This window comes from Nonomuraea sp. NPDC050536, assembly GCF_044457685.1.
Classification (GTDB): domain Bacteria; phylum Actinomycetota; class Actinomycetes; order Streptosporangiales; family Streptosporangiaceae; genus Nonomuraea.
Genome location: NZ_JBITHD010000020.1, coordinates 49,839 through 61,265 on the forward strand (window position 1 = coordinate 49,839; position 11,427 = coordinate 61,265).

General features: G+C 71.6%; 10 protein-coding genes. 5 read left to right on the plus strand and 5 right to left on the minus strand.

Features of this window, described 5'->3' with window-relative positions; translation table 11 throughout:
• Positions 1 to 38: 38 nt before the first annotated feature.
• The gene (locus tag ACIBHX_RS40365; RefSeq protein WP_397072752.1) at positions 39 to 1,256 is read left to right on the plus strand and encodes a glycosyltransferase; all 1,218 of its coding nucleotides are present in this window, start codon (positions 39 to 41) and stop codon (positions 1,254 to 1,256) included.
• A gap of 19 nt (positions 1,257 to 1,275) precedes the next feature.
• On the opposite strand, the gene ACIBHX_RS40370 is transcribed toward ACIBHX_RS40365, so the two are convergent.
• Positions 1,276 to 2,163, minus strand: a complete 888-nt coding sequence (locus ACIBHX_RS40370; RefSeq protein ID WP_397072753.1) for an NAD(P)/FAD-dependent oxidoreductase — start codon at positions 2,161 to 2,163, stop codon at positions 1,276 to 1,278.
• A gap of 227 nt (positions 2,164 to 2,390) precedes the next feature.
• Positions 2,391 to 3,773 (minus strand): DHA2 family efflux MFS transporter permease subunit, encoded by a 1,383-nt coding sequence (locus ACIBHX_RS40375; RefSeq protein ID WP_397072754.1) that lies wholly within the window; start codon positions 3,771 to 3,773, stop codon positions 2,391 to 2,393.
• 130 nt (positions 3,774 to 3,903) lie between these two features.
• On the opposite strand from ACIBHX_RS40375, the gene ACIBHX_RS40380 reads away from it, so the two are divergent.
• The 3 genes from ACIBHX_RS40380 to ACIBHX_RS40390 all read left to right on the plus strand — a co-directional run bounded on the left by ACIBHX_RS40380 (position 3,904) and on the right by ACIBHX_RS40390 (position 6,288).
• A complete protein-coding gene (locus tag ACIBHX_RS40380) occupies positions 3,904 to 5,241 on the plus strand; it encodes a sensor histidine kinase (RefSeq protein ID WP_397072755.1) in 1,338 nt (445 codons plus the stop codon).
• 111 nt (positions 5,242 to 5,352) lie between these two features.
• The gene (locus ACIBHX_RS40385; protein ID WP_397072756.1) at positions 5,353 to 5,778 is read left to right on the plus strand and encodes a hypothetical protein; all 426 of its coding nucleotides are present in this window, start codon (positions 5,353 to 5,355) and stop codon (positions 5,776 to 5,778) included.
• Positions 5,779 to 5,832: 54 nt separating this feature from the next.
• On the plus strand, positions 5,833 to 6,288 hold the full coding sequence (locus tag ACIBHX_RS40390) for an alpha/beta fold hydrolase (protein WP_397072758.1): 456 nt from the start codon (positions 5,833 to 5,835) through the stop codon (positions 6,286 to 6,288).
• On the opposite strand, the gene ACIBHX_RS40395 is transcribed toward ACIBHX_RS40390, so the two are convergent.
• Entirely contained in the window at positions 6,285 to 8,678 is a 2,394-nt protein-coding gene (locus ACIBHX_RS40395) for an RICIN domain-containing protein (protein ID WP_397072760.1), read from the minus strand. The two genes, ACIBHX_RS40390 and ACIBHX_RS40395, sit on opposite strands and share 4 nt — an antisense overlap.
• A gap of 139 nt (positions 8,679 to 8,817) precedes the next feature.
• On the opposite strand from ACIBHX_RS40395, the gene ACIBHX_RS40400 reads away from it, so the two are divergent.
• Positions 8,818 to 9,795 (plus strand): LacI family DNA-binding transcriptional regulator, encoded by a 978-nt coding sequence (locus ACIBHX_RS40400; RefSeq protein WP_397072938.1) that lies wholly within the window; start codon positions 8,818 to 8,820, stop codon positions 9,793 to 9,795.
• A 147-nt stretch (positions 9,796 to 9,942) separates the two neighbouring features.
• On the opposite strand, the gene ACIBHX_RS40405 is transcribed toward ACIBHX_RS40400, so the two are convergent.
• Positions 9,943 to 11,148 carry a cytochrome P450 gene (locus ACIBHX_RS40405; protein WP_397072762.1) on the minus strand — a complete coding sequence of 402 codons (1,206 nt, stop codon included), beginning with the start codon at positions 11,146 to 11,148 and terminating at the stop codon, positions 9,943 to 9,945.
• Complete coding sequence (locus ACIBHX_RS40410) at positions 11,148 to 11,372, minus strand: ferredoxin (RefSeq protein ID WP_397072764.1); 225 nt, start codon at positions 11,370 to 11,372, stop codon at positions 11,148 to 11,150. Before ACIBHX_RS40410 ends, ACIBHX_RS40405 begins: the two co-directional genes overlap by 1 nt.
• Positions 11,373 to 11,427 lie beyond the last annotated feature (55 nt).

Below are 11,427 nucleotides of genomic sequence, written 5' to 3' on the forward strand. Positions count from 1 at the left end.
CGGCCGAGGCCAGAACCTGCGGAAATGAGGGACGCGAAATGCGTGTGTTGTTGTCGACGTGGGGGTCGCGCGGGGACGTCGAACCCCTGGCGGCACTCGCAGTGCGGCTGCGGGAACTCGGTGCGGAGGTGCGGGTGTGCGCGCCGCCGGATGAGGAGTTCGTGGCTCTGCTGGCCGGTGTCGGCGTGCCGCTGATACCGCTCGGCCCGTCGGTGCGCTCGGTGGTGACCGGAGTGAGGCCGCCGACGGCGGGGGACGCGTTCCGGCTCGCGGCCGAATTGGTCGCCGCGCGGTTCGTGACGCTCACCGCCGCGGCCGAGGGATGTGACGCGCTAGTGGCGACCGGCCTGATGCCGGCCGGTGCACGGTCGGTGGCCGAGAAACTGGGCATCCGCTACGTGCTCGCGTGCTTCCATCCGTTCGGACTGCCGTCGCGGCACTTCCCTCCAATGCGGCGGCCGGGCAAGCCATCCCCGGAGGAGGAGACCGACAACAGGGTGCTGTGGGAGCAGGACGCCCAGCGCGTGAACGCGTTGTACGGCGAGGCACTCAACAGCCACCGGGCGGCGATCGGCCTGCCACCGGTGGACAACGTCCGCGACCACGTCTTCACCGGCCAGCCGTGGCTGGCGGCAGACCCGACCCTGGGCCCGTGGCAGGACATGACGGATCTCGACCTCGTGCAGACCGGGGCGTGGATCCTGCCGGACGAACGCCCGCTCCCGGAAGAGTTGGCGGCGTTCCTGGACGCCGGCGCACCGCCGGTGTACGTGGGCTTCGGCAGCATGGCCATGCACATCTCGACAGACCTCGCCCGGGTGGCCATCGAGGCGATCCGAGCGCAGGGCCGCCGCGTACTCCTCGCCCGTGGCTGGGCCGACCTGGCCCTGATCGACGACCGGGACGACTGCTTCGTCGTCGGCGAGGTCAACCATCAGGCGCTGTTCGGCCGGGTGGCCGCCGTCGTGCACCACGGCGGCGCGGGCACCACGACGAAGGCCGCCCTGGCCGGTGCGCCTCAGGTGGTGGTACCCCAGATCGCGGACCAGCCGCACTGGGCCGGCCGGGTGGCCGAGCTGGGCATCGGCGCGGCACACGACGGCCCGGCCCCGACCTTCGACTCCCTGTCAGCCGCGCTCAGAACGGCCCTGACGCCCGAGACCCGGGCACGAGCGAAGGCCGTGGCCGGCACGATCCGCACCGACGGGGCGACGGTGGCCGCGAACCTGCTGCTCGGCGAAAGGCCGCCCGTTTGATCGTCGAGCCAAGATCATGTCAGGAGTTCTGAGCGTAGAGCAGCTCCTGGTCGATCACGATGGCCGCGGTCACGCCCTGGGCGGCGGCCAGGACGACCTGCGCGCCGGGGAAGGGCATGTCGGGCTTCCTGGCCATGTCTCCGGCGGCGAGGACGCCGCGCACGCTGGTCTGGCCGAAGTCGTCCACCTCCACCGCGCCGTCCTCGAGCAACCGGCAGCCCAGCCGTTCGGCCAGGTCGCTGCGCTGGCGGGTGCGGGGGTGCAGGAACAGCGCGTCCCGCTCGACGACGTCCCCGCCCGCGAACACGAGTGTGGCCAGGCCCTCCACCCGCTCGATCGGGCCCCTGCGCACCGTGATGCCGCGGCGCGCCAGCATCACCCGCTGCTCGCCCGGCGGGTCACCGACCAGCAGCACGTCCTTGCCGAAACGGGCCAGGTGCACCGCCTGGTGCACGCCCCACCCGTCGACGTCCAGCACGGCCAGCCGAAGCCCGGTCCGCTCCCAGCCGTGGCAGTAGGCGCAGTGCAGCACGCCGCTCCCCCACCGCTCGGCCAGCCCCGGGATGCCCGGCAGCACGTCCTCCACCCCGGTGGCCAGCAGCAGCCGCCGGCCCAGGCGCGCCCCGCCGTCCAGGAAGACGCGGAACCCCTCCTGCTCGATCTCCGCCCCGGTGACGACGCCCGTCACCACGTCGACCGACGGGTACTCCTCCAGGTCGCCCAGCGCCTCGGCCCGCAGCTCCGCCGGGGCGATGCCGTCTCGCGACAGCAGGTTGCGCACGGCGTCGCTGCGGGCGTTGCGGCCGGGGCCGCCGTCGACCAGCAGCGCCCGGCGCCTGGCCCGGCCCAGCGTCAGCGCCGCGCTCAACCCCGCGGGCCCGGCGCCGACGACGACCACTTCGTACATGTACCGATGTTGACACGCTCTCCGGCGCGAACGCCGAAGATTCAGCCTATGCCGCTCGCACGACACTTCTGCGGCTTCCTGCTTCACCGACCTGGGCCACCGAAATGGTCTTACCGGGTCTCCACAGGCTTTCGAGTCCCTGAGGACTCCGTTCCCGCCCGTCCGGCGGTACCTGACACGATCACGCTACCAGACGCTGTTTTGCGTAGGCGGCAAAGCGGCTGTGCCTAGTGGGCGTGCACGCCCACCGGGACGTGCGGTTTGCCCGCAGGGACGAGGGCCAGGCCGATGAGGGCGGCCACGCCCGCGCCGATCGCGCACGCGATGTAGGCGGCGCCGAAGCCGGCCGTGGTGGCGTGCTCGATGCCGGAGGCGGCGACCGTCGACATGAGCGCTATGCCGATGGAGCCGCCGACCTCGTGGAAGGTGTTCACCACGCCGGAGGCCAGCCCGGCCTCGTGGTGGGAGACGAACCCGAGCGCGGTCGTGGTGGCGGCCACGAACACAGGAACGACGCCCGCGGCGCCCACGGTCAGCCCGATCACGGTGCCGGCCGTACTCTGGGCCAGCGCCGCCACGACCGCACCCGCCCCGGCCACGAGCAGGCCGGACGCCGCGACGGGCCGGGCGCCGAACCGGCCGATGAGCCGGCCGCCCAGGTGCCCGGCCACGGCCGTGCCCACCGCCGTGGGCAGGAACAGCACCCCGGCTACCAGCGCCGACAGCCCCTGGACGCGCTGCAGGAACAGCGAGCCGAGGAAGACGTAGCCGAGCAGCAGCGCGGTGGCGACCAGCATGAGGAACGCGCCGGTCGCGATGGGCCGGCGGGCCAGCAGCCGCACGTCCATCAGCGGCTCGCGGGTGGCCCGTTCGGCCAGCGCGAAGGCCAGGTAGCCGGCGAGCGCGCCGGCCAGCGCCACCAGCGTGGCCGGGCTTGTCCAGCCCGCGTCCCCGGCGTTGACCAGGCCATAGATGAGCGCGGCGGTCGCCGCGGTGGCCAGGACGGCGCCGGGTAGGTCGACGCGCCGCCGTACCTCGGGCCTGGCGGCGGACACAACCCGGGGCAGCCAGAGCAGGACCACCAGCCCGACGGGCACGTTGAGGAAGAACACCCAGCGCCAGCCGGGACCCGCGGTGAGGACGCCGCCCAGCAGCGCGCCGGCGGCGAAGCCCACGCCGCCGAGCGCGGCCCAGATGCCCAAAGCCCTGTTGCGTTCGGCGCCGTGGAAGGTCCTGGTGAGCGTGGCCAGCGCCGACGGGGACAGCAGCGCCGCGCCGGCGCCCTGGGCCAGGCGGCCGCCGATCAGGAGCGGCCCCGAGGTGGCCAGGCCGGTGGCCAGCGAGGCGAGGACGAAGACGGCCAGCCCGGTCAGCAGGACGCGCCGCGCGCCGAAGGTGTCGCCGAGACGGCCGCCGAGCAGCATCAGCCCGCCGAAGCACAGGGTGTAGGCGGTCACGGCCCAGGTGAGCGTGACGCGGTCGAGGTGGAGGTCTGCTCCGATGCCGGGCAGGGCCACGTTGATGACAGTGACGTCCAGGATCAGCATGAACTGCGCCACGCACAGCAGCACCAGCGCCGTCCAGCGCCTCGGGTCGGGGGCGTGATCCACGAGAGCTCCTTTAACTCGAACAACAATGTACGGGTTATCTTATACATCAATGTTCGACTTAGTGCTCTTTTGCATCCGCGACAACCGCCCCTGACTTTGTGCCGAACCTGTTGGGGCAAAGATGAGCGTTGTGAGGTCGGTTAGGGCCCGCGTGACCCTGGCGGCCATCGTCGTGGCGGCGATCGCGCTCGGACTAGCGGCCGCCCTCCTCGTGGTGACCGTTCCCCGCGCGCTGAGGAGCCAGGTCACGGACGGCGTCGAGCAGGCCGTCCAGTGGCAGGCCGCCGACGCGCGCCTCGGCGTGATCCCCGCCGAGCTGTCCACCCCGCCCGGCGTCGACTTCCTGCAGGTCATCGGCCCCGGCAACCAGATCATCGGCAACTCGCCGCAGGCCGCCAGGGTGGGCCGCATCACGAGCCTGGCCACCCCGCATCCCGACCGCGTCTACACCACGTACGGCAGGCCGGGGCGACTGGCGTCGGCCGCGCCCTACTACATCGCCGCGATGACCACCCAGACCCCGCGCGGCGAGGTCACCGTGTACGCCGCCGAGGACATCTCGGGCCACGAGCAGGCCGTGCGGATCTTCTACCTGCTGCTCGCCTTCGGTATTCCGCTGCTTCTGCTGATGGTGGGGGGAGCCGCCTGGATCGCGGTCGGCACGGGCCTGAACCCGGTGGAGCGGATCCGCGCCCGCCTGGCCGTCATCACCGAGAGCGACCTGGGCCGGCGCGTGCCGGTGCCCGACACGAACGACGAGATCGCGGCCCTGGCCAGCACGACCAACGAGACCCTGTCCCGCATGGAACGATCGGCCGCGACCCAGCGCAAGTTCGTCAGCGATGCCTCACACGAGCTGCGCAGCCCGATCACCGCCCTGTGCACCCAGCTCGACCTGGCCCTGGCCTTCCCCGCCGAGTCCGACTGGCCCGAGGTGTGCCGCACGGCTCGCGAGTCCGCGCAACGCCTGGCGGACATCATCGAGGAACTGCTCATGATCGCCCGCATGGACGCGGGAGCCGTACCCGACCAGAAGGTCGTCGACCTGAGCGAGCTGGCCGCGCCGCGCGAGGGCAGGCGGGTGCCGCTGCTCATGGACCTCGCGCCCGGCGCGCGGGTGTTCGGCTCGCCCACGCAGCTCGACCGGCTGCTGACGAATCTGCTCGACAACGCCGACCGCCACGCCGCCTCCCGCGTCGACCTGTCGGTCGCGGTCGAGGACTGCTCGGTCCTGCTGACGGTCACGGACGACGGCAGCGGCATCGCGCCCGAGGACCGCGAGCGGGTCTTCGAGCGGTTCACCCGGCTCAAGGAGGGCCGCGAACGCGACCAGGGCGGCAGCGGGCTCGGCCTGGCGCTCGCCCGCGAGATCGCCGCCGCCCACCACGGCAGGCTCGACATCGCCGACCACTCCCCCGGCGCCCGCTTCGTCGCCCGCTTCCCGCTGGCTCTCGACCCGTCCCCATGAATCCCGTACGGCCGGCGGAGATCACCATCGAGGATCTTCCCTGTCTTTACTTCGGCCAGACAGCCCGTGACATGTACTGGAGGTAACGAAACTGCGTACAAGTAGGTGACGATGAATCCGAACGCGTTACAGGCCAAGGCCCAGCGATGCGGCTGGCGGGTCATCACCGAGCGCGACGCTTCCGGACCGATGATCACGGTGGTTCGCGACGAGTGGGAACTGTGGGTGGCCTTCTCCGGTACGGCCCCGGAGGCAGCCACGATCCGCAAGCCAGGCCGTACAGAGCATCAGCGAATTCCTTTGCGCGAGATCGGCCAGTGGGTGCGCGGTGACCGCCACCAGATGAGCCGCTTCGCCATCGGCGACCGTGTCACGGTCGTCGGCAGGTCCGGAATCGTCACGGACATCACGCTCGCGCTCATCCGTCACGCGGGCAGACCTGGGGCCATCAGGCTCAGGATCGACTACGACCACGGCGGCGTCGGAACACCCTTCAGCGAACAGGCCCAGCGACCACACGCGGAACTCCATCGTTAACGCGCGACGGCCGCGAGACTCCCGTGAAACGCCCGGGGGGCGAGACTGGGACCCATGAACGACAGGTTCGTGGAGTCCCGGGACGGCACGCGGCTGGATGTCAAGGTGTTCGGGCAGGGCCCGCCGATGGTCCTGGTGCACGGCGCGTCCGTGGACCGCAGGAGCTGGTCGCGCGTCACGCCCAGGCTCGCCGAGCGCTTCACCGTGCACGCCCTCGACCGCCGGCGCCGACGCCGGGCGCGCCCGTCGCGGGAGGTCGAATCCGTCCAGGCCTACGAGATCTCCGACCGGCTCGCCAAGGTCGACGTGCCGGTCCGGCTGCTGGTGGGCACCGAGAGCCCGCGGTACCTGCGGCCCGCGGCCGAGGCGATCGCGGCCAGGCTGCCGCGCGCCGAGCTGGTCACCCTGACAGGCCAGGGGCACATGGCCATCGAGTACGCGCCCAGGCTCTTCGCCGACCAGGTGTTCGCCGCCGCCCTGGATGAGCAGGGCGGCGGCGCGTCCGGCTAGGAGATCGTCCAGTGCTGCAGGGCCGAGCCTGTGTCGGCCTGCTGGGTCACCAGGGCGCCGTCCGCGGTGGAGGCGGTGGTGAGCAGCAGGCCGCTCTTCTGCGAGGCGATCGCGTAGCCGCCTGAGACGGGCGCGACCACCCAGCGCTGGTTACTCGCGCCGGTGCAGGTCCACTGGATCACCGCGGCGCCGGCCGTGACCGAGCCGCCGTTGACGTCCATGCACAGGTTGGACTCGCCGTTGACGATCTGGTACGAGCCGTCGGACTGCCGGGTGAAGACCCACTTCTGGTTCTGGCCGCCGTTCGGCGACCAGGTGACGAACTGGGTGCCGGGAGTCGTGGAGTGGCCGGGGTCGTCCAGCGCCTTGCCGGACGTCACCAGGGTGTGGGTGCCGTTGAGGGTGGCGGGGCCGATCGTCCACGTGAACGACGCTGAGCCGCTGGCCGTACCCGAGGAGGCCGTGACCTTGACCGTGGCGGTGCCGGTCGCGGTGGGCGTGCCGGTGATCAGGCCGGAGGCGCTGATCGACAGCCCGGCCGGCAGGCCGGTGGCCGAGAACGTCAGCGGCTTGCCCTGCGAGTCGGCGGCGTTGGCCTGGAGCGAGACGGCGGTCCCGACGTTGCCGGTCTGGTTGCCGGGGTTGGCCACGGTGACGGTCTCCGGGCCCTGCGCGGTGGACGGGGTGAACGTCAGTGCCTGCTCGGCCGCGGTACGGCTGCCGCCGACCCCGTTGCCGGTGGTGTCGGTCCAGTGCCGGGTGGGCGTGGTCTCGGCGAGGCGGGCGGAGTCGGCAGACATGCCGAGCACCAGGCCGCTGTAGCGGTTGACCAGGCGGTACGTGGCGCCGGACGGGATGATCCACCACTGCTGCCCGACGCCGGAAGCCGCGGTGGCCGTGGGCTTGGTGCCCCAGGCCCGGTTGCCGGCGCCGAGCGCCTGCCCGGTGGAGGCGTTGGTGATCCGGTAGGAGCCGTCGCCGTTGCCGGTGAACTGCCACAGCTCCAGCGCCGACCCGGTCGCCGATCCCACCGAGGTGGTGGCCGAGCCGCCCGCGACCTGGGCCAGGATGCGGCCGTTGCCGCTGCCGATCTGGTACGTCTTCGCGGGGTCGACCGGGGACGCCGCCGGCGCCGTCGAGGCGATGGTGACGTTGGCGTACTCGCCGGAGGAGGCCGCGCAGGCGATCGAGCAGTAGGAGCGGAACGTCTTGCCGACGATCGTGCCGGTGGTCCTGGTCGCGCCGTCGACGAACCAGCGGTACCAGGAGCCCGAGGTGTAGCCACCCGAGTCGCCGATCAGGTACCACTTCTGCGTGGCCAGGTCGTCGGTGACGTAGAAGCGCTGCGGCGCGGTGCCCGAGACGACCTCCGGCTCGCCCAGATACAGGCCCAGGTAGGCGTCGTAGGTGATGTTCATGATGAACAGGTCGGACTTGGGCGGCAGCTTGCCCGCCGACACCTGCTGGTCGACCGTGCCGGTGTTGGCCGGGTTGTAGTCATTGGCCGCAGGGGTGTACCCGCCGGGGACCAGGTTGCTCTCCAGCCCGCCGACGCCCGGCTGGGAGAACGACCCGTTGTAGAACTTCGTCCACGACCCGGTCGCCATTTTTCCGGACATGGGGGCGCGGGCCACGTGCGCCAGCCCGCCGTTGCTGCCGCCCACGCCGCCCTTCGGCACGATCCGCGAGCCGTAGTAGACGTAGAAGTAGCCGGAGGCCGTGTCCACGAACAGCCGCGGGTCGCCGTCGCCGTAGTCGTAGGTCTGGTTCGGGAAGGCCGTCGTGTCGCCCCGCCTGGTGCTGTACGGCGAGGTGATCGCGTGGCCCTTGATGGTCCACACCTTGCCCTGGTTGGTGGAGACGGCATAGTCGAGCGAGTCGTAGTGCAGCCCGTCGCCGAACGGCTGCGGCGTGAACTCGTTGTGCACCAGCCCGTACCAGTCGCCGGTGTCCGGGTCGACCCAGACGCCGACCAGGTCGCAGAAGTTCTTCTGCGTGTAGCCCGATCCGGCCGGCGCGTTCGTGGCCTCCACGCCCGTCGGGCTGTTGTTGCAGCGCCAGGTCGTGTCGTTGTTCTTGTCACTGGTGTTGGCCGGGTTGACCGCGTTGCTGATCGCGGTCGAGCGGGTGGCGGCGTCGAAGTCGGCGCCGGTGTAGAAGTCCCAGTAGCGGGGGTCGTTCTTGCCGTAGAGCGCGGCGGACTGCTGGAAGTAGAACGTGCCGTCCTTGTCGATGTACGGGCTGGCGGGCGTGTCGGTCGGGTAGGCGTAGGCGGCCGTCGATCCGATCGTGATCGTGTACGTGGCCGCGGGCGGCGCCGCCGTCGCGGGCAGGGCGCAGGCGCCGAGCGTCAGCAGCAGGGCGGCCAGCACCTTGGGGGGTCGTAACACGGGTGCTCCTTCCATTCTTGGCTCGCAGCCGGACAGTACGACTCATTTGACCGGTAAAACAAGAGCTAACGAGCAGAATCCGGAGTCCGTATGATGGCTGCGGGTTGGACCGATCAAATCTGGAGTCGCCGTGGTGACGATGCGGGACGTGGCCGAACGCGCCGGCGTCACGAAGCAGACGGTGTCCAACGTGGTCACCGGCCGCGTCAAGGTACGGCCCGCCACCGCCGACCGGGTCCGCGCGGCCATCGCCGAGCTCGGCTACACCCCCAACCTGGTGGCCAGGTCGCTGGCCACCGGCACGACGATGACCGTCGGGCTGTTCGTGCCGACGGTCACGAGCTCCTTCTACTCGGCCGTGGTCGAGGAGGTGGAGAACGTCCTGGACGAGCGCGGCTACCACCTGCTGCTGTGCACGACCCGCCAGGACGGCGAGCGCGCCAGGCGCCACCTGGCCGGCCTGTCGAGCCGCTCGGTCGACGCGCTGCTGATCGCCGGCGACCAGGACCTGATCGACCACCTGCCGCTGCTGGCCGACGCCCCCTTCCCCGTCGCGCTGTGCGCGTGGGAGTCCGACGCGCCCGACACGCTGCCAGTCGTCACGATCGACTACGAGCACGCCGGCTACCTGGCCGGGCGCCACCTGCGCGACCTCGGCCACGAACGGGTCGCGGTGCTGGCCAGCCTGCCCGCCCATGCCCACCGGGTCTCCGGCCTGCGGCGCGCCTTCGGCCGCGACGTGCCGGTCTTCGCCGCCCCCGAGCCCTCGGCCGAGGGCGGCTTCACCGCCACCAACGCCGCGCTGGCCGCCGACCCGCACACCACCGCGATCTTCGCCACTTACGACACCCTCGCTCTCGGCGCGCTGGAGGCCGCCCGCCTGGCCGGCCGGTCGGTCCCGCGCGACCTGTCGGTGGTCGGCCTGGACGACATCGAGGAGGTACGGCACGCCCATCCGGCCCTGACCACCGTGGCGATCCCCAGCAGGGAGATGGCCCGCCAGGCGGTCGGCCTGCTCCTGCGCGCCATCGACGACGCCACACCGCCCGCCAACGCCCTCCAGCTCCTGCGCCCCGCCCTCGTCATCCGCGACAGCACCGCCCCGGCCTCCCGCTAGCGGAGCGGCCACGTTCCTGGGCGCCGTGGCGGCGGGCATGCGTCACCGACTCGCCGCAAGCGCCGGTCGCGGGTCCTCGGCCGAAGTGCGGCGGGCGGCTGGTGGCCGCGGCCTGCCGTACGAGCTCTAGGTGAGACGCAGGGGACTCTAGGTGAGACGCAGCGGAAGGGTGCGCGGGCCGCGGACCTGGCCGGTGGCCCAGGTGACCGCGGCCGGGTCCGCCAGGGTGAAGGCCGGGACGCGCTGCAGCCAGACCTCGAGCGCGACCCGCAGCTCCATCCTGGCCAGGTGCGAGCCGACGCATCGGTGGATCCCGAGTCCGAAGGCGGCGTGCCGGTTGACCTCGCGATCGATCACGACCTCGCCCGCCCGCTCGAACTGCGCGGGATCGCGGTTGGCCGCGGGGAAGGACAGCAGGACCCAGTCGTCGGCCTTCATGTCCACGCCGTTCCAGTGCATGTCCTGCTTGACCAGGCGGGCCATCGTGACCGGCGCGTAGGCGCGGAGGAACTCCTCCATCGCCGCCGGCAGTAACTCCGGCTCGGCCACCAGCCGCTCGCGGTCGGCCGGCGTCCTGGCCAGGTGCCACAGCGAGGCGCCGATCGCGCTCCACGTGGTGTCGATGCCCGCGATGAGCAGCAGCGCCATCGTGCCCGCCACGTGCGCGGGGTCGAGCTCGGCGTTGAGGAGATAGGTGGTCAGGTCGTCGCGGGGATTGTCCACGTGGTCCTGGATCTGCTCGGACAGATACTCGAAGAGCTCGTCGCTGCTGTCCATCCCCTCCGCGGGGGGCAGGTTGACGGTCTCCAGCACGTTCTCGACGAACTCCCGGAAGCGCGGCCCGTCCTCGGGCGGGAAGCCGAGCATGTCCGCGATGACTCGCGTCGGGATGTGCTGGGCGTAGTCGCGGGCGGCGTCGACGACGTCCTGCCCCTCCAGGTCGTCGATGAGCGCGTGACACAGGGTCCTGGTCGTCTCCTCCCGCTTGGCGACGGCGGACCTGGTGAAGGCGGGCAGCAGCAGCTTGCGGGCGAAGTGGTGGAACGGCGGGTCGGAGGAGATCGGCGGCACCTCCCCCATCGGGGCCAGCTCGGGCGGAGGCCGGTAGTTGCTCACGACCACCGACCGGGACGAGAACTGGTCGGTGTCGTAGGCGACGGCCGCCACGTCCTCGTAGCGCGTGGGCAGCCAGCCGCCGCCGAACCGCTCGGTGTGCGCGATCGGGCACCGCTCGCGCAGCTCGTCCTGGATCGGGTACGGGTCGGCCGCCCACTCCGGCTCGGCGTGGGAGAAGTCCGTCGCCCAGTCCGCGACCGGGCCCGTGATCGCCTCGCTGAAGCGCTCCTCGGCCATCAGAGGATCTCGATCGCGCGTTCCGGGCAGTTGGCCACCGCCAGGCGGGCGGCCTGCTCCTTGCCCTCGGCCACGATGCCGTCGCCGCGCACCTGGCCGTAGCCCTCCTCGTCCTCGCCGAACAGCTCCGGCGCCAGGTCGTAGCAGCGCCCGTGCCCCTGGCATTTCCCGGAATCGATCCGCACCTTCATCCCGGTGCCCCCCTCTCCCGCGATCAGCCCCATACCCAAATTAAAAGATCGTTCATTAACCCCGTCAAGCATTCCCCCGGAGATCGTC